At 36.4% G+C, this 22,118-nt stretch carries 17 protein-coding genes; 1 reads left to right on the top strand and 16 read right to left on the bottom strand.

Annotation, left to right across the window (positions count from 1 at the left end; translation table 11 throughout):
• Nucleotides 1-79: 79 nt before the first annotated feature.
• Together ACWNMZ_RS05495 and ACWNMZ_RS05490 are read right to left on the bottom strand one after the other, a co-directional pair.
• A complete protein-coding gene (locus ACWNMZ_RS05495; protein ID WP_449598342.1) occupies nt 80-1,216 on the bottom strand; it encodes a toxic anion resistance protein in 1,137 nt (378 codons plus the stop codon).
• Complete coding sequence (locus ACWNMZ_RS05490; protein WP_031540291.1) at nt 1,213-1,869, bottom strand: 5-bromo-4-chloroindolyl phosphate hydrolysis family protein; 657 nt, start codon at nt 1,867-1,869, stop codon at nt 1,213-1,215. The genes ACWNMZ_RS05495 and ACWNMZ_RS05490 overlap by 4 nt, the downstream gene beginning before the upstream one ends.
• A 604-nt stretch (nt 1,870-2,473) precedes the next feature.
• Here ACWNMZ_RS05490 and ACWNMZ_RS05485 point away from each other — a divergent pair.
• A complete protein-coding gene (locus tag ACWNMZ_RS05485) occupies nt 2,474-2,989 on the top strand; it encodes a DoxX family protein (RefSeq protein ID WP_251628371.1) in 516 nt (171 codons plus the stop codon).
• A 67-nt stretch (nt 2,990-3,056) separates the two neighbouring features.
• Here ACWNMZ_RS05485 and ACWNMZ_RS05480 read toward each other — a convergent pair whose 3' ends face one another.
• The 14 genes from ACWNMZ_RS05480 to ACWNMZ_RS05415 all read right to left on the bottom strand — a co-directional run bounded on the left by ACWNMZ_RS05480 (nt 3,057) and on the right by ACWNMZ_RS05415 (nt 21,980).
• Entirely contained in the window at nt 3,057-4,286 is a 1,230-nt protein-coding gene (locus ACWNMZ_RS05480; RefSeq protein ID WP_031536148.1) for an L-lactate MFS transporter, read from the bottom strand.
• A gap of 150 nt (nt 4,287-4,436) precedes the next feature.
• Entirely contained in the window at nt 4,437-5,165 is a 729-nt protein-coding gene (locus tag ACWNMZ_RS05475) for a LytR/AlgR family response regulator transcription factor (protein ID WP_312095891.1), read from the bottom strand.
• Entirely contained in the window at nt 5,162-6,829 is a 1,668-nt protein-coding gene (locus ACWNMZ_RS05470) for a sensor histidine kinase (protein WP_349204852.1), read from the bottom strand. Before ACWNMZ_RS05470 ends, ACWNMZ_RS05475 begins: the two co-directional genes overlap by 4 nt.
• Nucleotides 6,830-6,965: 136 nt before the next feature.
• Entirely contained in the window at nt 6,966-8,237 is a 1,272-nt protein-coding gene (locus ACWNMZ_RS05465; protein ID WP_441131046.1) for a hypothetical protein, read from the bottom strand.
• 24 nt (nt 8,238-8,261) lie between these two features.
• Complete coding sequence (locus tag ACWNMZ_RS05460; RefSeq protein ID WP_449598339.1) at nt 8,262-9,740, bottom strand: NAD(P)H-hydrate dehydratase; 1,479 nt, start codon at nt 9,738-9,740, stop codon at nt 8,262-8,264.
• Between the two features lie 165 nt (nt 9,741-9,905).
• Nucleotides 9,906-10,043: a small acid-soluble spore protein O gene (sspO, locus tag ACWNMZ_RS05455; protein ID WP_235250719.1), complete on the bottom strand. Its 138-nt coding sequence runs from the start codon at nt 10,041-10,043 to the stop codon at nt 9,906-9,908.
• 126 nt (nt 10,044-10,169) lie between these two features.
• The gene (locus ACWNMZ_RS05450) at nt 10,170-11,387 is read right to left on the bottom strand and encodes an MFS transporter (RefSeq protein WP_349204849.1); all 1,218 of its coding nucleotides are present in this window, start codon (nt 11,385-11,387) and stop codon (nt 10,170-10,172) included.
• A gap of 233 nt (nt 11,388-11,620) precedes the next feature.
• Nucleotides 11,621-13,450, bottom strand: coding sequence for a methyl-accepting chemotaxis protein (locus tag ACWNMZ_RS05445; protein ID WP_449598337.1), 1,830 nt, complete (start codon nt 13,448-13,450; stop codon nt 11,621-11,623).
• A gap of 429 nt (nt 13,451-13,879) precedes the next feature.
• Complete coding sequence (locus tag ACWNMZ_RS05440) at nt 13,880-14,377, bottom strand: GNAT family N-acetyltransferase (RefSeq protein ID WP_449598336.1); 498 nt, start codon at nt 14,375-14,377, stop codon at nt 13,880-13,882.
• Nucleotides 14,349-16,427 (bottom strand): ABC transporter permease subunit, encoded by a 2,079-nt coding sequence (locus tag ACWNMZ_RS05435; RefSeq protein ID WP_449598334.1) that lies wholly within the window; start codon nt 16,425-16,427, stop codon nt 14,349-14,351. The genes ACWNMZ_RS05440 and ACWNMZ_RS05435 overlap by 29 nt, the downstream gene beginning before the upstream one ends.
• 254 nt (nt 16,428-16,681) lie before the next feature.
• Entirely contained in the window at nt 16,682-17,104 is a 423-nt protein-coding gene (locus ACWNMZ_RS05430) for a GNAT family N-acetyltransferase (RefSeq protein ID WP_449598332.1), read from the bottom strand.
• Nucleotides 17,104-18,201: a threonine aldolase family protein gene (locus ACWNMZ_RS05425; protein WP_449598331.1), complete on the bottom strand. Its 1,098-nt coding sequence runs from the start codon at nt 18,199-18,201 to the stop codon at nt 17,104-17,106. The genes ACWNMZ_RS05430 and ACWNMZ_RS05425 overlap by 1 nt, the downstream gene beginning before the upstream one ends.
• A gap of 240 nt (nt 18,202-18,441) precedes the next feature.
• The gene (locus ACWNMZ_RS05420) at nt 18,442-20,244 is read right to left on the bottom strand and encodes an ABC transporter ATP-binding protein (RefSeq protein WP_031536130.1); all 1,803 of its coding nucleotides are present in this window, start codon (nt 20,242-20,244) and stop codon (nt 18,442-18,444) included.
• A complete protein-coding gene (locus ACWNMZ_RS05415; protein ID WP_441131042.1) occupies nt 20,241-21,980 on the bottom strand; it encodes an ABC transporter transmembrane domain-containing protein in 1,740 nt (579 codons plus the stop codon). Before ACWNMZ_RS05415 ends, ACWNMZ_RS05420 begins: the two co-directional genes overlap by 4 nt.
• Nucleotides 21,981-22,118 lie beyond the last annotated feature (138 nt).

Genomic DNA, 22,118 nt, shown 5'->3' with positions numbered 1-22,118 from the left:
TTTAGTTTTGTCCCAGCCTCTTTTTTACTAGTTTTATATTTCATGTTCTCTCCACAGAAACGGAAGAAATTCAAATTTTTTAATACCTATTATTAGCCGTATCTAATGACTGTTTTAAATTACCTTCTCTTTGGACAATCTCTTGCTCTGCTTGATTTCGTTTTTGCTTGCCTTCTTCTTGGATTTGCAGTGTCTCTTCTAGTGAATTCATCAATTTATACTGTGTTTCTTTTAATGATTCTATTTCCTGCATTGCTGATTGATTTTCATTTGCGATTGTTGCCATCTCTCTTACATTTGATTCTACCCTATTTGTGTTTATTCTCGTTTGCGTTTCCATTGCATACCGCTGTCTTAGAAGCGTTAAAGCAATGGAAACTTGATTTCTCCATAGTGGAATCGCAGTCATAATTGATGACTGAATTTTATCAATCACAGTTCGATTCGTATGTTGAATCAAGCGGATTTGTGGAGCTGTTTGTATGGTAATTTCCCTGCTGACTTTTAAATCGAAAATACGCTTCTCGAGTAATTCAGCAAAGTGAATGAAATCATTTACCTCTTGTAACTTCATCCGATCCCCTGATTCTTCCGCTAACTTTTTTTTCTCAGGAATAAGCTTTTCTGTCATTTCTTCATACTTCATTTCCGCCGCCGCAATATAGACATTCAAATCTTGGAAATATGTTTTATTGTTTTCATACAATTGCTCTAATAGATGAATGTCTGCAGTCAGGACATTTTTGCTGCGCTCAAGACGGACACTCATGCGATCTATTTGCGCACTCGCTTTCTGATAATTAGAAAGGACCTCCTGAACACTTTTAGATGGCCTGCTAAATAATCTGCGAAAAAATCCTTTCTTCTCTACCCGTAATTCATCTGGATTTATTTCATTTAGTCTTTCCATTAATTCGCCAACAACATCGCCTACTTCTCCGACATCTTTTCGCTGAACGTGTTCAATCATCATGTGAGAAAAAGACAGCAATTTCTTCTGAGCTTCTGCTCCATAAGAAATCATAATTCGGTGATTAGTTGGATCAATCTTAGCCGCCAGTTCATATGCCCGTTTCTGATTTTCTGGTGGCAAAACATCAATAAGGCGAACAGTTTCAGCTGTTTCGCCTTTTTTCATCAACAAATTATTGCTTTCTCCTAAAGGGTCAGAGAAATAATCATTTGAAATAGTTTTCATTTCTCGTTCATCTGTCATTTAGGCCGCCTGCTTTCATCTATCAAATCCTTGTCTTTCTCCTTATAAGAAGTATGCTTTACTACATCTAATTCAAAATGCAAATCATCGATATCATCTGACAGTATTTCATGAAGATCGTCTTCTAGCGTTCTGGAAAGCTGCTCTAATGTTCTTCTTGTATCATTTAAAGTTGCCTGTAATGCCCTGTTCTTTTTGGGTTGAGCTGATAACAGTGCATATTTTTCAGCAATCTCCACTAAAGAATCCAAGTGAGAATAATAAAATTTGTCCGCTTTATAAAAACGGCGTGGCTCTTCCTTCGTTAATCGATAGATTTTCTTTGTGACGCGCATTAAATCAATTCTTTGTTTAAAGGAAGGAAAGTGACGAATGGCAAATACGTGTCGATTTAAACGACTAATTTTCTCATTCGCTTCCTTTAATTGCGTCTGGATAAATTTATATTCCTTTCTTGATAATCCTTGCCTTACCATTGACTGATGCTTGATTACACCATCAGAGATAAAATAAGTAACAGCGGTTGCTGCTATCCCATATGCAACGGAAAGGAAGAAATATTGATCAAATCCCACATAACTAATTAACCATGTTAAAGCACCTACAGGAAAAGAGATGCCTGTTCGCACTAAAAACATTAAAAATGAGTTCACTATAATCGACTCCTGCCTTTGTATCCTTTAATTTTTATACGTTCCTAATCAACATTTGTTTCAAAAATGTACGTTTTATTTAATTCTATTTTAACGTAAACAGGCTATTTTTTGCTATAGACTTTAAATGGAATATTGTCTACGACTAAAGACGTATTTTCTTATACTGTCCCTTACATTATATCTATGTGGAAAAGCATAAAAAAATGATTTGATCCTTTTGATTCTATCAATCTAGACTTATATCGTTGATTTCCATTAGGCATGGTATGTAATAATAGAAATGTTGACATTAATTTTCACATTTACGGAGATGGCAAAAGATACTTTGACTCGAAAAGCAGATTCAGTATCTAGGTTTGGAAAACTGGCGCTTTTCTGTGGTCTAATCCCATTCGAATATACCGACCATACTTAATTAAGGTAGTTCACCAATCAGACATAACTTTGTGAACTAAATGCGAATTACATCACAAACATCTTTATTACGTTGGAAATGGTGATATTATATAAGTGTAGTAAGAAACAAACAAGATCTTGTAAAAAGAAATGTGAAATAGTGAACAATATAATCAGATAACTAATCTTAAGGAGATGGAGTAAAATGTTAGACTTATTAAGAAATAATAAAGTGGTTGCCGGAATTTTAGCGATATTTAGAATTTATCTTGGTTATCAATTTATCCATGCAGGCTATGAAAAAATTACAAGTGGTGGCTTTGACGCAAGTGGATTTTTACAAGGGGCAATTGCAAATAGCACAGGTGATCACCCAGCAGTACAAGGATGGTGGGCAACATTTCTAGAACATATAGCACTCCCAAATGCGGATTTATTCAGTTTCATGGTTCAATGGGGAGAAGTTCTAGTAGGGATCGCACTAATCCTAGGTTTATTCACAAGCTTTGCAACATTGATGGGAATGGTCATGAACTTTGCCTTCTTATTTAGTGGAACAGTAAGCACAAATGGACAAATGATTCTATTAGCAATATTCGTTATCGTAGCAGGTGCAAACGCAGGTAAATTTGGTCTAGACCGATATGCAATGCCATATATCAAAAAGCAATGGAACAATAGAAGAAATAATAAACACAAAAAAGAAACAGCAATTGCGTAAGCAGTTAATAGAAAGAAGTCAGTTACGATTATCATAACTGACTTCTTTTCTTTATGCATTTTAGTTTTTACCCAAGGCGATTTGCCAATTCAGGGCGACGTGCCTTTTTCTCTTTCGGTTCTGTCTTCGTATATGGTGGCTGAATAATCAATGTAATAACAAATGAAATCACACATAATATTGTAATAACCGTAAAGGTTGCATGGAATCCTCCTAGTACTGCTGCAATCATAGATCCAGCAAGTGCTCCGAATCCAAAACCTTGATAGATGATTCCATAGTTTTTACTTTGATTTTTCAGACCAAAGAAATCAGCGACAATGGCCGGATAGACGGTAATTACTCCTCCGAAACAGAATGCAATTGCTGCTACACAGGCAAAGAATAGTGGGAAATTTAATGGCACTACATTTAAAACAGTGACTGCTATAGCAGTTACTACTAATGTTCCAGATACTACTTTAATTCGTCCTACTTTATCAGATAATGCTCCAAGAATAATACGTCCAATTGTATTGAAAATTGCTACTAACGCAACAGCGTTGGCTGCTGTCGCAACATCTAAATTAGCTAAGCTGACACCAATATCTTTGACAATTCCAATTAAATACAGTCCGCTCATACATGCTGTAAAGAAAATAACAAAGAGTAGGTATGCTTGTTTCGTTTTCAGCATTTCCTTCACTGTGTAATTCTTTTGAGCTGTTACTGACGCTGTTTTTGTTTCTACTTCTTGCGCTTCTTTTAAGAGGAATGATCCTCCCACAACCATTGCTAATGCGATAATACCCCAGATTAAAAAGGCTGTTGAAACACCAAATGATTCAATAAAACTTGCATTTAAATATTTGAAAACAAGGCTACCGGTTCCATATGCCCCTACAGAAATACCAGATATCAATCCTTTTTTCTCAGGGAACCATTTAATTAAATTTGATAGGGAAGTAATATATGCAGTACCGTCGGCAAAACCAACGATTACTCCTGCAACAAGATATAACATCCATAAAGAAGATACTTGAGAGCTTAACATTAATCCTCCACCGAGGAAAATTCCAGCGATAGCAATTAAGCGACGCAATCCCCATTTATCTTGTAGCTTGCCTGCAAAAAGAGTAGCAAATGCTAGTGCAAAACTTGTAATCGAAAAAGTAATTGCAGTTGCACTTATATCCCAGCCAAATTTATCAACGAGCGGTTGATTGAATAAGCTCCATGTATAAATGGTTCCTAATCCCATTTGAACAATAATTGTACCAATAACTATAAGAAGGCGACTTCCATTTCGTTCTTTCATTCCGATCTCCTCTTTCTACTCGGTTTATAAACAGTATTTTCTACTATAAAAGGTTGTTTATGCTTTCTATTTATAGTTAAATTATACCGCCTGAAAGCTTTTTGAAACCGGTATCAGAATGAAATGCCCTATATTCGGAATGAATGGTAATTACAGATGCATAAGTTGTCGAAATGCTTTCGCTTTACTTCTGCTAACTGGTATTTCTGCCTTCATATCCTTTAATCGAACGAGATAAGTATGATTAAACCATGGCACAATTTCATGGATTTTCGAAAGGTTCACCGTATAGGATCGGTGGCAGCGAAAAAAAGTATCCTGTGGCAATTTATCGTGAAAATCAGAAATGCTCATTTGCATCATATATTCTTCTGATTTTGTATAAACTACTGTTACTTTTTCACTTGCTTCTGCAAAATAAATATCATTTACATCTGTCACAATAATATTTTCATTTTTGCGCAGATTGATACGACGATTTACCTCTGTTGTGACTTCTTCTGATCCCTTACTTTCCCTTTGATATGCTGATTCTAATTTTGCAAGCATCGCTGCTATACGCTTTTCTTCGTAGGGCTTTAAAATATAATCAAATGCTTCTAATTCAAAAGCCTGTGCTGCATGCTCCTTATAGGCTGTCGTGAAAATAATATAAGGCTTTTTGGCAAATTTACTAATATTGCTTGCTAAGAGCATTCCATCTAAAGACGGAATATTAATATCCAAGAAAATGGCATCGACTTCATTCTCTTGTAAAAATTTAAGCACATCTAGACCATCCTCAAATGAGGCAACAATTTCAATACTGCTATGTGTCTTAATTAAATATTCTAATTCGTCTTTTGCTGGAATTTCATCCTCTACAATTATTGCTTTCATGCTATCACCTTCGTTATATCAAAATAAACTTCCGTACCTGGCTCTAATCTTCGAATGATCAAGCCTGTTCCATAGGTTAATTTTACTCGTTGATGGACATTCGTTAAACCGATCTGTTTTGATGATACTTCTTCTTTCGCGAGGCGATCAATTACTTCCTGAGCAATGCCTTCACCTGTATCTCGTACACTAACGCGAACCTTTTCTCCTAAATCTTTGACTGCAATTGTGATAACTCCAGGTCCCTTCCGCTTTAAAATTCCATGAACAACAGCATTTTCCACTAATGGTTGGATAAGCAGACTTGGAAGCTTAATATGGGTATCATCTATTTCATAGTTCACTTGTAGCCTATTCCCAAAACGCGCTTTTTCAATTTGGATATAGTCTCTTACTTGCTGAAGGGCTAGCTGTATATCAATAAGCTCTTCTCCTACCTCTAAGTTATAGCGCATATACCCTGATAAATTAATTATCAATTCTCGTGCTTTTTCTGGATTGCGACGGGTCGTTGAAGCAATTGCATTTAGAGCATTGAATAAGAAATGTGGGTTGATTTTTGTCTGTAAAGCTTTAAGTTCCGCTTTATTTGCCTCTTCCTTCATTTGTTCTACTCGTGAAACTTCCATAAGGGTAGAGATAATTTGTGCTAAGCCAATCGCCATCGTTTGGAGCGTATTTGTAATCGTATAGGCCTTTCGATAATAGATTTTCAAGGTACCGGTTACAACGCCCCTTTCTTCCAATGGAATAACCAATAAACAATGAATTTGTGGGGTGTGATGGTCAGCGATATTATTTCGGATTGTGATTTTCCCACTTCGAATCGTGTCTTTTGTTAAATCACTAATAATTTCTTGGCCAATTTTGTATTTCTCTTCTCCAAATCCAACATATGCAAGAACATCCTTTGTGTCCGTTATTGCCACGGCATCAGCCTGAATATCCTCTTTAATAATGGTACAAATGGTACGTAAGGAATTTCCATTAATGGAACGGAAATACGGCAATGTTTTATTAGCAATATTAAGGGCTAGCTGTGCCTGCTGTGCAGCAATTCTTTCTTTTTCCCCTTCCACACTAGCAATCATTAAGACAATTAACCCGATACTAACTTGTCCTAAAATCATCGGCAAGGCAATTTTGGATACAATGTCTAGTCCTAAATCAAAGGGATCTGCAAAGAATAAAATCAGAATCATTGTTAATATTTCACATAGCATTCCCGCCACAATCCCATATATCCAACGACTATTCTTTTTCACCTGATGATGAATGTAGCCTGATACTACACCTGCTAAAATACTTGTTATTAAACAAGGAACAGAGGTTACTCCTCCAATATCAATTAAGTACCGATGTACACCTGATACAGTCCCTGTTACTATCCCAACCCATGGACCAAACAAGATACCACCTGACATTATCGCAATTATTCGGATATTCACAATCGAACCTTCTACTTCAATACCGGAATAGGTACCAAATAGGGCAAATGCACAGAATATCAGCGTGATTAACGTTAACTCTGTTGGGGAATGATGATCCTTTTGCAACGTTTCTTTGAATTTTGGAACTCTAGTCATAAAAAATAAGGTTAAAAGTAAAAGTGCAGCTCGCTCAAATAACTGAATAAGCATTTGTAATTCAAGGGAAGAGTCCATTCTTCTTCCTCCTTCTGTTTTAAAATCTTTGGTGTTTGTAACGAAATTATATCGTTTATTTTCCATCACAGTAAAATGAATGTTTCGTTATAAAAGAGCCTACTATTAAAAATAACTTTTGACGAACCATTTCTTATCAATTAATAAAGAAAGCATTATCTAACGTGCTGATTTCTCCACTTTCCACATCTATAAAGTAATCACAGTCTAATTTTCCGCATAGAAACCACTTTTTATCATGTGCATCATACACATAGTAGGGAGTTAGCGTGAAATATGGCTTTAGCTTATCAAAAGCTTCCTCTTTACTCACCTTCATCTCAATCGTTTCTTCTTGTTTCGCATCCATTATTTCATCCCATAATTCCTTCTTGTTCATATAATTTACTACCTCTCCATCTGTATCTAGAAAAACGATTAGCTTCCCTGGAAAAAGCGTTGAAGCAGTACTTTGCTCTAGGTATGCATGCAAATAGGAATTTTCCCGAGATAAATAAGTAAGTGTCCATTTCCCTGAATCATTCGGATACTTCATGCGCAAAAAATCTGTTACTTCTTGGATGCATTTTTCTGCAAGTTCATCCGTGATTGGCAAGGAGTCTGGATGCTTCACTTTTAAATAAGCATCCTCTACACTCACTTCATCCTCCCAATGTAAGAACTTTCTCTTAAAGCAATCCTTCTTTGTTTTCTGCCATTTGATTTCTTTGTTGAAATTTTTTTGAAAACCAACATGCTGCTGCATAAATGGCAGCTTACCTTTATCATCATTTCTGATGTATGTTTCTTCTACTCCATATACGATTTTCCTACCATCCTCTTCAGGAAAATTAGCTAAAACAACCTGTTCTCTCGCTATATCCTCTATGGCATCTAGCGATAAGGAATATTCTTCCTCTAATTCTTTCTTATTCGTTAACACACTTATATTTTGCGAATAGAATGTTAACTCTCCGTTTTCATTAAACTCTACATTTATCGAACAAGATGGGGATAACGGAACACCATTCCACTGTTCCTCAAAATAATACCTCCTTTCGTCTGTTTGCTTGCAAACAAAATCTTTCTCAATATTTAACCCAGTGAAAGCAGTGAGCCAATCCTTCACCTCTTTTATATCTTTATATGCAAAAACAACTCCATTTTCCGCATAGGTCACCCCCTGTACAAAAATAACAGATTGGAACTCCTTTGTATGGATGTTTATATCGATAGAAGCTGTCCCTTCAGGATTCTCCTCATCTGTCCAATCGGCATATATATTAGGAAACCATTCCATATTTAAGAGATACAATGTCTCCCCATCTAACATTATCCTTCTAAATAATCGATACCTCCCTAGGTAATATTCCGCTAGTCCCCATTGTTTTTTTGCCAAGTCTACTAGTTCTTTAATCCGCGCGTCCATTTTTCTTTCCCCTTTACTATTATTTTATCTCACTACCTCATTTATCGCATCACATACATCATCTGCCAACATTCCGTAAGATCCCTTTTGGGCAGCTGCCGCATCCCCTGCCAACCCATGAATATAAACACCTAAGCGAGCGGCTTCTCTTTCCCTTAAGCCTTGTGCTAGTAAACCAACAATCACTCCTGTTAATACATCTCCTGTTCCACCTGTCGCCATCCCATTATTCCCAGATGTATTCACATACGTATCTTCAGTACCCTCTGTTACGATTGTTCTTGCATCCTTTAATACACATGTTAGCTTCTTTTCTGCCGCGAATTTTTCTGCTACTTCGATAATATCATCTGCAATCTTGGGAATTGGTTTACCAGTGAGGCGAGACATCTCTCCTACATGTGGGGTCATAATAATTTTTTGTTCATGATCGTGCAAAAGCTCCGGTTCCTTGGCGACAAGTGTAATGGCATCAGCATCTATCACTAGCGGAACTTTGCTAATAGACAGAACTTTGCTTAACAAATATTTAGCTTCCTCTGATATACCCATTCCAGGTCCTATTACAATGGCACTCGCCCAATTAATGGCCTCTGTTAGCCAGTCTCCATCTAGTTGACTTCTTTGATATGTCGTTACAATGGCTTCTGGAAGCAAAGTTTGAAGTATTTGTCGATTTTCTTCTGGAGTCACGATTCTTACTAGACCTGCTCCCATCCGATAAGCTGCTTTTGCAGAAAAATAAGCTGCACCACTCATATTTTTTGACCCAGCAACCACTAGTATTTTCCCATATGTACCTTTATTAGAATAAGATTGCCGTCTCGGAATTCTCTCTAAATCCTTCCTTGTATAGGTATATATTTTAGGAAATCTTCCTTCAAATCCCCTAGCCGTAATCCCAATATCTTTGACCTTCACAACCCCAGCATAATCTGCTCCAGGATAAAGGACTAAACCTAATTTGCGAAATGCAAATGTTACTGTTCGTGTCGCTTTTATAGCGTTTCCCATCACTTTTCCATTATCTGCTGAAATACCTGAAGGAATATCTACAGAGAGGATTTCCCCTTCAGCTTGATTTACTTGCTCTATTATCTCTAGGTATTTTCCACTTAACGGACGTGATAACCCAATTCCAAACAAGGCATCCACAATCGTTGTGTATGGATTATTCTCTATCTTTTTTTCTGAGCTTACCCCATAATACTCGGCTATTTTCTGTTGCTGTTTATTTTCTGTTGTTCGTTTCTGTTCATCTCCTACAAATAAAACATCCACCTTAATATTTTGTAAATGCAATAACCTTGCCACTGCATACCCATCTGCCCCATTATTCCCAGAACCACATACAACGAGTACTCTAGTTAAATCAAATGAGTCCAATTCTTCGACAACAGAAAGAGCAGCTCTTTCCATGAGAACCATAGATGGCATGCCAATTTTTTGAATCGTCGTTACATCACATCTTTTCATTTCTTCACAATTCAGTAAATATTCCATCCTTCTCCACACTTTCTAAAAATTTTCAAAAAGAAATCGTCATATCATTTATGATATTACCTTCTATTTCCCCCATATATTTTCCTCCTATAAGAAGTAATCAATCTTACCTCCCATTAAGCAGAAAAAAAGTACCCCTTTTAGAAGGATACTTTTTAGCTACGCTTATTGTCTTTTCTTCGTTTTTTTATTATTTAATTTCTCCGCTGCTGTTAATGGCTCATTTGCAAATTCATGGTCATATTGACGAGATGTATCATCCTGCACTGCTTGTTTCGCATTTTTATTTTTATTTTTTGCCATGATTGTCACCTCCACCTTTTATTCTTTCTTGACCCAATAGAAATATGTAAGAGGAATTGTGAAATTTTTGCGACAAAAAAAGAGACTTCCTACCATGCTATTTAATGCATACGAAGTCTCTGTCTGTTATTTGCCATGCGTCACTATTTTTACTTTTTGCTTAATGGTTGTTCTAAACACATTTCCTTTTTTATAGGCTATTCCTGTTGCTACTAACAACAACATACCGGTGACGATAAAAACAGATTGTGCAGGGAAAATTCCTCCAAGAAATCCTCCTATCATCGGTCCAAACATTCCGCCTAGCTGAGTTGCTGTTTGGTTAAGACTAAATGCTCTGCCACGGAAATTCTCTGCTGTTGATTTTACAACCAATCCATTCAATGCTGGAAAAACAGCACAAAAGAAAAGGCCAAAAATAAAACGAGTAATCGAGAAGCCCCAAATATTGCTGAATATTATTTGCGAGAATGTTCCAAGTCCTCCACCTAATAATCCAATAAATAAGATACGGTTAAATCCAACCTTATCCGCCCATTTCCCCCAATATGGTGCCATGATGACACTTGCAATACCAGGAAGTGAGAAGATAATCCCCGCTAATAAGGAAGCTTTATCCATCGACCCACCAACCTCTAAAATATAAAGAGGGAGAATCGGTTCAATGGTCATAATAGAACAAGATGTGACCACTGTTAATAGAAGTACTAGCATAAGGGGTCTATTGGAAAAGGCTATTCGCAAGTCATTTCTTACAGATCCTTTTTCTTTACTTGGCGAAAAATTATCCTCTTTTACCCAGAAAATAATCAAGAATGTTGCAATGAAAACAAGAAGTCCTGCACTCGCAAAGGATAGCCGATTTCCAACTAATTGCGAAAGTACGCCTCCAATTAGTGGTCCCATTATACCTCCTGATGCAGATGCTGTAGAGATCATCGACAAAGCATACCCTGTTTTATCTGAAGGGGTATTCGTTCCAATTAATGCAATTGCTCCAGGAATAAAACCAGATAATAACCCTTGCAGTATTCGAAGTACTAATAATTGGTATGGGTTCGTAACAAAAGCGGCTAAAGTATATACCACAAAAAGCACAAATCCAGCTCGAATAATCATCGGTTTTCTTCCATATTTATCTGCTAGCCTTCCCCAAAATGGAGAAGCAAATGCTCCTGCAAAAAACGCTGCACTAAACAATAATCCGGACCAAATTTCTGTGTTTTCGTGAACATTTAATTCTAGAAGAAAAATTGGCAAAAAGGGAATTACCATGTTAAATGATGCAGAGGTAAAGAAAACCCCTATCCATAAAACAAGTAAATTCCGCTTCCAAATTTCCATTTAGTATCGCTCTCCTAAGACATCAGCAATCAAGTACCAAGCCAATGAGATTTATTTTCCTCCATCATAGCATACTACCATTTATTTTTATACCCGAAATTTTTATTATCCGAAAAAATAATAACTGCAAAAGGTACCCGTAGCTAGACACTGAATGAACTTTAAAAACGTATACTTCTTAACCATTAAAAAAGTTGAGAAACTTTATCTCGTTTCTCAACTTTCCAATATTACTAAATTTTAAATTCCTTCACTAGTCCATTTAACTCTACTGCTAAATTAGATAATTCATGTGAACTATCGGCAAGCTCTTGCATCGAGCTGCTTGTTTGTTGAACAGAAGCAGATGTTTGCTCAATACCTGCAGCAGCTTCCTCTGAAATAGCTGCTATATCTTCAATAGAACGATTCATCTCTTTACTTGTTTCTAAAATGGAAGCGAGATTTTCTGAAACAACTTCAATACTATTTGCCATATCGTTTACAGCATTTTTTATTCCATTAAATGTTGCACCCGTAGTTTTGATTTGTTCCGTACCTTTCATTACCTCTTCGTATCCACCTTGTAAAGACTCCGTAACAACACTTGACTCTTTTTGAATACTACCTACGATGTTTGTAATGTCTGTGACGGAGAATGCAACTTGTTCTGCAAGCTTCCTTACTTCATCCGCTACCACTGCAAACCCTCGCCCATGCTCTCCTGCTCGTGCTGCTTCAATTGCTGCGTTTAAAGCAAGTAAATTTGTTTGATCGGCAATTCCTTTAATGACGGAAACTAGCTTCGATATTTCCTGAGACTGTGTATCCAAGCCGCGGACCTTTTCCACAGATTCCTTCATAATTTTATTGATATTATTCATTTGCTCAATAGACGATTCCATTAATTGACTTCCATCATTCGTCATGCCGAGCACTTTATTAGATGATTGATAAATTAACTCCCCTTGTGTATATGCATCACCTATTGTGCCAGAAAAGGATTCCATAGATGCTGCTAAAGCACTTGCCGTATTCGCTTGGCTTTCAGCTCCAGATGATAATTCCTGCATAGTAGTCGCTACTTGCTGGCTTCCGGCAGTCACTTCATTCGTAGATTGGGACAAGTTCTCACTCTGTTTGTTAACAGTGATTGATACTTCTGATATCTTTTGGATGACCATTCGAAGGTTACTACTCATTTTATTCATGGACTGAGCAAGTTTTCCTATCTCATCCTCGCCCTGATAATTAATGTTTTCAGCTGTTAAATTACCATTCGCAATCGTATCACTAACTTGAACAACTTGCTTTAAATTACGAGAAATAATCCGACTGATAATGATAATTAAGATTGTACCAATAATTAGTGCCGTTATCATCGCAATAATTAACGTCTTCGTTGCAACACTCGCACTATCAACCGCATCGCTTGCTGCTTTGGTACGACTAACTTGTACCAATTCTTGCAGTTTATCCAAAGCCGTTATCGTTCTATTACGCATCGTTGTATTCGTTAGGCTTAAGGAATTAATAGCAGATCGATCATTTGCTTGCATAGCAGGGATAATTTGATCGTTAAATAGTTCATTCATTTTCTGATCACGATCGACGATTTCATCAAATAAAGCTTGCTCTTCCTCATTTCGGATATCTTTTTTAATCTCTTCTTCATATTCATTAAATTTCGTAATGCTCACTTGATATTCGTCTACATAGGAAGGATTTTGATAGTCGAGATAATTTAAGATACTAATACTCTTTTCACGAGTAATAGACCCCATCTCTGTTATAAGAAGTGCTCTTTCATCGGTTTTATTCAATTGCTCAATACTGCCATTGATATGGATTAAACGTGTCGTTACTAGAATAGTTGTAATGGTTAAGAGTGCGAAAACAAGCAATATAGTAAATCCATATTTCCAACCGATTGATACATTATTTAACTTATGTAGCTGACGATTATTTAATTTTAACTTTTCAAAAATCTTAAACTTTCCGTTTCTTATCTTGCTAGATTTCTTAGGTTTTTTTTCTTTCTTTGGACCAGTTATTTTCGGTTTTCTAAACTTTATTTTTGCCATTACCAGTTCTCCCCCTTGTAGATTTGGGACCACTTTTACTAAATTTATCTTCTCTTTACTGTTTTATAAAAAAATTCTAATATATTCCAAAATAGTAATTTTGATTCTTTATGATTACTCCCTCCTCTTTCAAAAAAATAATATGCTCTGTCTGTGTCTTCATCTATTTCATTACCCTACCGCTAACTAGTAAAATAGAATTAGATTCGCTAAAAACATGGTACTTTTTTACTTTGTATGTACAATATTAAAGTAATTTACAGAATAATTCAATTTTATTTACAAATAATATATCGGACTTTTTGCTCAATTGTTTATATTTAAATATTTTTTTATGATAATATTTATTTTTTTCAAACTGTTTTCCATAAAAAAATAAAAACTGTGATCAAACTTCTTTTTAAAAGTTTAACCACAGTTTAAAATTTATTATAAATAAAGAACCATTAATGCTTCATCATAATATTTCCCACTAATTTTTAATGCTTTTCGGTCAATTCCATATGTTTCAAATCCTAAGGAATCATATAATTTTTTGGCCGCTATATTATTTGTTACTACTTCTAAATATAGCTGTTCTATGTCATGTAACTCCATTGCTTTATTAATGGCTATTTGCACTAATTGCTTGCCGACTCCTTTGCCCCTGTGTAAAGGGGTAACATAGGCTGCATATAAATGGCCACGATGATTCATTTTTTGTTTCCCATCTTTCATTAAGGTTAAGACACCGATTAGATGATTTTCCGCAAATGCCCCGAAGACATAAGCAGATGAATCCGTTAAGCGGTTCTCTGTTCGACTAATGGGATAGTCTCTTTCTTCCTCATAGCTTGACCCAAATGCTTCAGGATTTGTCTTCAGAGCCTCTAATCTTAGTGCAAAGTATGCTTTAGCATCACGGAGGTGTAATTGCCTGATTTCCATTTGACTCTCTCCCTATCTGTGTAAAACTTTCTTTCGAAATAGATGGAGCTACAGCATTTATTTCTGGCTTTTGTTTTTTCCGCTCAGCCCTTGGTTGTTTAAAGACTACTCCCACTTTTACTTGCTGAACCTCTTTTACCCCTTGTACAATCAGCTGCATCGCAAAAATGGCAATAATAAAGGGAACAAGTATAAATAAATACCAGTACCGTCCAGAAGCAAGTGCGCTTCTGCCAACCTGCCCTATTAATCCAGACCATTCATAGGTAGAGGATTTAGGAGGATCTGAAAACATAGGATCCATGGATAATTTTGTACCTCCAAAGAAATAATCAAAAATGCCTAAATGCATAAAGATTAATAGCACTTGGATAAATTGCTGTCCAAAAAGAATGGTAAGTCTTGGGCCTAAATGGGGGAGAACATGGCGAATAAAAATTTGAAATTTCCCACCACCCATAACTCTAGCACTTGCGATAAATTCATAATCAAGTACACGATTGATTTCTTTTCCTAATAATACAGTGGTTAAAGGGACAACTAGTAAAGTCAAAATCATCGTTTCTAAAAAGACTCTTTCCCAAAAGGAATAGCTGAATCCGTCAAAAGTTGGTAATAGAATCGGTCTTAGCAAAATATAGGCAAGCAAGCTTAATGGCATAAAGTGAATTGAATCCACCATCTTTGCCAGCCATTGCTGTACTTGAGATTTCACAAAAAATGAATAAACTATAGCAAGCAATAATCCACCAACAACACGCAAAAATGCTATAAGCAGGGCAAAAAATAGGGTATACTTTGCGCCAATAACAATTTGATCATAGATACTATAGCCAAGTCTATCAGAACCAAAGAAAAAAGGTTCTGTTGGTGCAAACGGCATGGCAGCAAGGAGGGTCGCTCCATCTTCTGCATACAGTAAGCGCATTTGGTCGACATGATTATTAGTTGTGACAGAGTAAAGAACGCTATACCCAATTACGATGATAAAAAACAAGCTCCCCACTGCAAATTTCCAGTTCTTCATATGGATGCCAAACGTCTTGCCTACCCACATTACTGGACGAAGCAAAGAAAGGCTTTTCCAGCTAAACCGTTGGAATCCGTCCTTTAAATTGATTAAAAATACCTTAAAGGAGGAAACGAAGGATGTAACGGTTATCTTCTCTCTCCACGATTCCTTTTTCAATTCCCGTGCTGGTTCCTTCTCCTCTTTCAATACTATTTCGCCTAACTGAAAAATAATAAAAAATGGCGTAAATATAAGCAGCAAGGAAACAGCAATCGTCATTGGTGTAAAGCTTTCTACTAGAAAATATGTAAATCCATGTATATTAAAGAGTCGTTCAATAATAAATTGACTTGATAGCAATCCCCAAATGATAATTTTCATATGATGAAAGGAAACGGGAATAATATTTCGGAGAATATGTTTCCACAAAATAGGAAAATTATGGATACCTTTACTTCTTGCAAAATTTACATACATCTTCAAATATTCTTCTTCCATCATCAAGATAAGAATTTTGAATAAAGAAACAGCAGGAATAATTGCAAGGGTTAGAATTGGCCCTAAATATGCCTTTTCTGAATAACTGGCTACTTCAAATATCTCTACCCCTGTTTGCACAAAAATAAAGATAACGAAAGATTGCAGAAGTGTTGCTATAATTATATCTGGAATCGATTCAATTAAATCTAAGATTCTTTTTATTGGCTGCAAAAGAAATTTGGGTAGAAAAAAAGAGACAAGTGATAATACAAATGCAGCAATGCTCCCTAATAACAACGCACCAAACAAAATTTCCATCGAATAAATAAACGCCGGAAATAGTATATCCAATATCGGCTTTTCATCTACTCCATTTAAGGAATATACCCATCCATCCTTCTGAAAAAATTCCTCCGATAAAAAAGATAGCAGGGTTGAAAAATATCCCTCTCCCTCTGGAAAATCCCTCATTTGAAAGTATTTTGGAAAAACGCTTAATGCGAGTATCGCCATCGTTCCAAGTAAATAATAGATGATTAATTTCGCAAATTTTCTCATAGATCCCCTTTCCTTCTTATCGCTTTCTATCTAAAAATTTATACTATTCAAATTATATGAATATATCGATTGCTAATCAACCCCATTTTTTCCAAATCAGTGTGAAGGGATAGGGAGATAAGGCTTTCTTAATCTAACATCAGTGAAATTTATGATATACCAGCAAAAATTTCCATTTATCAGCCAATCCATAGGGGTTATCAGCCAAAATTTCTATTTATCAGCCAATCCTCTTCTTCACTTTCATACTTTTTCTACTCCACTAATCTTTTCTGCAAAAAGTATTGTTTTACCCCTTCTGGAAAATGATCTAAAGTTCCAAACACTTCGTAGCCATGATTTTTGTAAAAATCTGGTGCTTGAAAACTGAAAGTATCTAAATAGATAAATGCACACGCATTTTCTTTCGCAGCCTGTTCCATCTTCGCTAAAAGCTTGCTGCCATATCCTGCTTTCCTTAGACTTTCATCCACCCATAAGAAATCAACATGCATATGATGCCAAAACATATGACCCGTAACACCAGCCACGATTGTGCCATTATCATCTTTCACAACAAAACTAATATTTTTATAGGGACTTTTCAATTTTTCTGGCAGCTGCTCCATATTATAAGCAACCAGTTTTTTTCGAATATAATCACTATCCTCTTGAACCCATTGCTGGATTATTTCCATTATTCCCCCCTCCTTATCTCGCTTATTTTTTCTGCTAGTAAACCAAATATTTTTCGGACAGTCTCTGTCGAAATCTCTTGATAAGCATCACCTAAGCTAATTTCAAAAGAAGAAGTATTTTCAGCTAGCTCTTTTACATAGCCACTTATACCAATTCCCATTGTCTCTTGAATATCTGTCAAAATAGTCTCTACTGCTTCTTTTTCCAAATCAAAATGCACATGGAACATATTAGAAACTGGCACAATTGGAAGTGTTCGAATCCCTTCACATCCGTTAAAAAATGCTGCTAGCTGTTTGGCAGATTCATAGTATTCAGCCATTTTATTAGCTCGTTTTTCATAATAATAATCAGCAGACAAAATATAAGGATACAAACTGATTAAGTCACCGCCATATCTTCGTTTCCAAACCTTTGATTGGCTTGTAAATTCCTTACTTCCAGCTAAGATTGCCCCGGCAATCCCTCCGATCCCTTTATAAAAAGACATATAAACACTATCAAATAGCGCACATACCTCGGCTGCTGTTTTTTGATAATAAGGTAGTACTTCCAATAATCTTGCTCCATCGAGATGGAGTTTAATTCCACGCTCTTTGCAATAACGAGAAATCTTCTCTAATGTCTCAAAGCTTGGTAATTGACCACCAATTTCACGCTGCGGCAATTCTAACAGCACACAAGCAACGCCATTCTCCATTTCCATAATATCTTCTAATTCTATTACTCTCGTTTCATCAGCTAATAGAATGGTTTCGATTTTATGAAGCTTCTTTAATCCATCTTGTTCATGAATTTCTAAATGACTTAATGGATGATAGGCAACCTTCCCTAAATCCTTTTCATCACACCATATTCGTAGTGCGATTTGCTGTGCCATCGTCCCACTTGGAAAGAAGACTGCTGCTTCCTTTCCAAAAAGATTGGCCATTTTTTGTTGAAAGTCTTCTATTATTTGTCCTTGTCCATACATATCACTTTCTATATTTCCGTCCATTTCCTGCAATGCTTCTTTTAGTACTTGTACATTTCTTTTGCCATGATTGCCTAATTTATAAGTGGTTTTGTTATATGAATCTCTTAATGTAATTGCCATCTTACTCTCCCTACTCTCGATCAGAATATTTCGACTATATAATAACTATAGCATTTTTTAAAACTAGCAATGGATTTTTATTAGCTTTCTTGAAAATAGGAAACGGGCACTTACAGGGCGACTCTGTTACCTTTTGCTTTCCTTTTTTGACGAAATGGGCTTAAGAGGCGCTTTCTCTAAAAAATCAAACATACGCAAAGAACAGTAATCCTCATAAGAAATACTGTTCTTTGATGTTATTTAAATAGGCTGTGTTTCTTTCTGATTAACAGTTGCCTCTCCAATATCTGCTTCTCGTTTGAATAATCGTGAATATACACCGTTATTATTTTTTAATAGTTCGTTATGTGTACCTTCTTCGACTATTACCCCTTTATCTAATACGATAATACGATCTGCAGATAATACCGTAGATAGTCGGTGGGAAATGATGAAAATCGTTTGTTTCTTCGTCGTTTTTAAAACAGCTTCATTAATTTTTGCTTCTGTAATAGGATCTAGCGCTGAACTTGCTTCATCTAATACAAGGATTGGGGCATCCTTCAAAATTGCCCGCGCTAAAGATAGACGCTGTTTCTGCCCGCCTGACAGTAAGCTTCCTCTTTCTCCAACCTTTGTGTTCAACCCATCTGGAAGGGTTTCTAGTAATTCGCCTAAACCGCTCGCACGGAGAACATCATACAATTCTTTCTCTGTTGCATCTGATTTTCCAATCCGTAAATTATCTGCCAACGTGCCACTTCGCATTAGTACATCCTGTGTAACGATTGCCATTTGCGAACGAAGCCAGTCCGTATCCCATTCTCGAATCTCTCGTCCATCTACTTCAATAGAACCCTTTGTTGTGTCATATAATCGAAAGAGTAAGTCAATAATCGTTGATTTCCCAGAACCACTCGGCCCAACTAACGCTATTTTCTCTCCTGCCTTAATAGCAAAAGAAACACCTTTTAATACGCTCTCTTCTTTATCTGGATAAACGAAGGACACGTCTTTCAAGCGCACATCGCCACTTGCTCTTTCTCCCCTTACCCCTTGCTTCGTTTCTGCTTCTGATACAGGTTGTGAAAGCAAGATATCTGATCTGTCTAAAGCAGGGCCTGTTCGTCTAACTGAAAGCCAATTTCTTAGGAGACGTTGCATTTCATTTGCCGCAATCGTTACTAATCCTCCTGCTGTTAACATTTGACCGCTAGTTAAATCCCCATTCCAGATAAGGAGCGTACTGATAAAATAAACAAGTCCTAATGCAAAACCATTATAGCTTGCAATCACAACTACTGATTGCATTCTTGCTTTTAATTCTCGTAGTGAATGTTTTACAAAAGAATCCCTAATGGAAACGACACTATTTACTTCACTATCGGAAACACCCATTACTCGTGATAGATGAATACCTGTAACAGATTCTCTTAATCTCTCTAAATATTTGGAAGCTTCTGCCCTAGCGTCTGCTGATGCAGCTCGCGTTCTAGCCCCTACATAGTTGGATGCCCAGTAAAACAGAATTCCAAGAACAACACTTGTGATCATTAAATAAGGGTGAATGAACAGCAATACAATACTATAAATCACTACCCCTTGAGCACTTGCCATAAAGGTTGACCCTTCCCATGCTAAAAAATTATGAAGGGTATCTGGATCATCAGAAGTTCGTGCTAATAATTCCCCAGATGAATTATTTTGATAAAACGAAAAAGGGAGTACTTGCAAATGCCCAAATAATCGTAGCTTTTGTCTATTTGTCACAGACTTCGCAGTAATATGGCAAAAGTATTCATCAATGATCATCATGCCTAAATCTAATACAGCAGATAATACCAATAGCCACATTAATCCCCATAGCCAGGTGTTATTCTCACTTGGCAAAATGGTATCAATTAGCCAGCTTAAGGCTAAAGTTGGTATTAACGCAGAAAAGACTTGGCTAATAGCAATAACTAGGGAATCGCCTATGACCCATTTTTTATAAGGCATTAAAAATTGAATAACACGTTTGCCATCACCGATTTTCTTTTGTTTGGAGATATCCAGTTTACTCATCCAATCATCTCCTTCTCCAGCTCGCTATATTGTGCTCGATATAATTGATAATACTGTCCTTTTAAAGCTAACAGTTCTTCATGTGTACCCTGTTCGGCAACCATCCCTTGATCAAGTAGCAGAATTGTATCTGCCTTTCTGACTGTAATCAATCGATGGGCAATCATAATCGTCGTTCTTCCTGGAATTAATTGTTCTAGTGAGTCTTGAACCTTTTCTTCCGTTTCCCCATCTAAGGATGATGTAGCTTCGTCAAAAATTAACACTGGTGGCTGGCGCAAAATTGCTCTTGCAAGGGCAACCCGTTGTCTTTGTCCCCCCGAAAGCTTCAAGCCACGTTCTCCAACAACCGTTTCATACTTATCCTCCAAGGAATCAATTAGCTCTTTTAATCCTGCCGCTTCAACAGCCTGCTCCAGCTCTTCCATCGTTGCATCTGGCTTTCCATAAAGAAGATTATTGCGAAGCGTACTATTTAATAGGAAGGTTTCCTGTGAGACAACTCCAACCTGCCTGCGAAAACTATTGCGATTATAAGCAAATAAATTTTTCCCATCAATGGTCACTGAGCCTTTCTCCGGTTCATAAAGCCCTAGCAAAATTTGAATTAGTGTACTTTTTCCTCCGCCACTTGTTCCAACGATGCCGATATGCTTACCGGATTCCACAGAAACAGATACACCCTTTAGCACTTGCTTATCGCTTCCTGGATAGGAAAACCAAATATTATCTAAATCTATTTTTCCTTGAACTACACCAAAGTTCGGAAGATTTTGTTCATGCTCTTCTGGCAAATCAAAGTATTCGTATATTCTTTGCAATGCTGGAATGGCTTGTTGAATCGTTAAGGCATTTTCTGCTAAGGAACGAACGGGCTGGAACATGATTGGAATAAAGTTCAAGCAAGAAACGAGTGTTCCAACGGTAATATTCCCTTGCCAGATCGATAATCCACCAATTAGCATCACAACACCAGGAGTAGCAATATTAAATAAATTTCCTAGACGCCAATTGACTTTTCCAATTAAAGCCGCCCGAATAGAATAATTTTTCCAATTGGTCAGTTTCTTTTCCTGTGTAGCAATTTCCTCTTTTTGCGTTTGATAGGTTCTTACTAAACGAACACTTTCGATACTTTCCTGCAAATGCTGATACATGTCTGCACTCATATCTCTTTGTACCGCACTCATTTTCCGCATTGTTTTCCCTAATTTAAAGGATGGGAGAATGTAAATAGCAAATACAATGAACATCACAATCGCAGCTGGCCAGTATATCGCAAATACCGTGATAAAAGCTGCTACTGCACTAATTACTTGTTGAAGTATCCGTGGTACAACCGTATTATTTAAATTTTGTATCGATTCTACATCATGGGTTAGTCGATATAGCATATCCCCACGAGGTGTCTTTGAAAAAAAGGACATCGGCGTTCTGTGAAGTCTTTTAAATGCGCGAATTTGCATATCTGTAATCACATCAAAGCCAATTTTCACCTGTACAAATTCTTGTAAAGATTCAAATAGTGCCTTCCCTAAAAATGCTGCTAATATTCCGAAAACAATCCATAAAATAAATGCTATTGCTTTGTCTCCGATTACTTCATCTACCAATTTCCCTACAAGAATTGGAGGCAAAATCGTAAAGGCACCACCAATTAATGAGAAAAATAAAGCAATCAATAACTTTCGCCAATATGGTTTAAAATGCTGTAAAGTAGTTCTTAATAAGTTCATTCTTTTTCCTCCCCACAAAGAGTTATTGTATTACAAATAATGAAAATATTCACTATAATTTACGAAAAAATTTCGGATTATGAAATTTATTTTTGTACATTAAAAAAGAAGGCAGCAATTGCTAACCTTCGCAAAATA

This window comes from Niallia sp. Marseille-Q9988, assembly GCF_976954375.1.
Note: the sequence above shows the minus strand (reverse complement) of the source record. Positions and strands in the feature narration are given on the sequence as shown.

Bases quoted from the DNA above. Each gene is read 5' to 3' on its own strand.
- ACWNMZ_RS05450 (WP_349204849.1), bottom strand. From the start codon at position 11,387: ATGGAAATTTGGAAGCGGAATTTACTTGTTTTATGGATAGGGGTTTTC.
- ACWNMZ_RS05415 (WP_441131042.1), bottom strand. From the start codon at position 21,980: ATGAACTTATTAAGAACTACTTTACAGCATTTTAAACCATATTGGCGA.
- ACWNMZ_RS05425 (WP_449598331.1), bottom strand. From the start codon at position 18,201: ATGGCAATTACATTAAGAGATTCATATAACAAAACCACTTATAAATTA.
- ACWNMZ_RS05470 (WP_349204852.1), bottom strand. From the start codon at position 6,829: ATGGACTCTTCCCTTGAATTACAAATGCTTATTCAGTTATTTGAGCGA.
- ACWNMZ_RS05495 (WP_449598342.1), bottom strand. From the start codon at position 1,216: ATGACAGATGAACGAGAAATGAAAACTATTTCAAATGATTATTTCTCT.
- ACWNMZ_RS05430 (WP_449598332.1), bottom strand. From the start codon at position 17,104: ATGGAAATAATCCAGCAATGGGTTCAAGAGGATAGTGATTATATTCGA.
- ACWNMZ_RS05475 (WP_312095891.1), bottom strand. From the start codon at position 5,165: ATGAAAGCAATAATTGTAGAGGATGAAATTCCAGCAAAAGACGAATTA.
- ACWNMZ_RS05465 (WP_441131046.1), bottom strand. From the start codon at position 8,237: ATGGACGCGCGGATTAAAGAACTAGTAGACTTGGCAAAAAAACAATGG.
- ACWNMZ_RS05420 (WP_031536130.1), bottom strand. From the start codon at position 20,244: ATGAGTAAACTGGATATCTCCAAACAAAAGAAAATCGGTGATGGCAAA.
- ACWNMZ_RS05480 (WP_031536148.1), bottom strand. From the start codon at position 4,286: ATGAAAGAACGAAATGGAAGTCGCCTTCTTATAGTTATTGGTACAATT.
- ACWNMZ_RS05460 (WP_449598339.1), bottom strand. From the start codon at position 9,740: ATGGAATATTTACTGAATTGTGAAGAAATGAAAAGATGTGATGTAACG.
- ACWNMZ_RS05485 (WP_251628371.1), top strand. From the start codon at position 2,474: ATGTTAGACTTATTAAGAAATAATAAAGTGGTTGCCGGAATTTTAGCG.
- ACWNMZ_RS05440 (WP_449598336.1), bottom strand. From the start codon at position 14,377: ATGGAAATCAGGCAATTACACCTCCGTGATGCTAAAGCATACTTTGCA.
- sspO (WP_235250719.1), bottom strand. From the start codon at position 10,043: ATGGCAAAAAATAAAAATAAAAATGCGAAACAAGCAGTGCAGGATGAT.
- ACWNMZ_RS05445 (WP_449598337.1), bottom strand. From the start codon at position 13,450: ATGGCAAAAATAAAGTTTAGAAAACCGAAAATAACTGGTCCAAAGAAA.
- ACWNMZ_RS05435 (WP_449598334.1), bottom strand. From the start codon at position 16,427: ATGAGAAAATTTGCGAAATTAATCATCTATTATTTACTTGGAACGATG.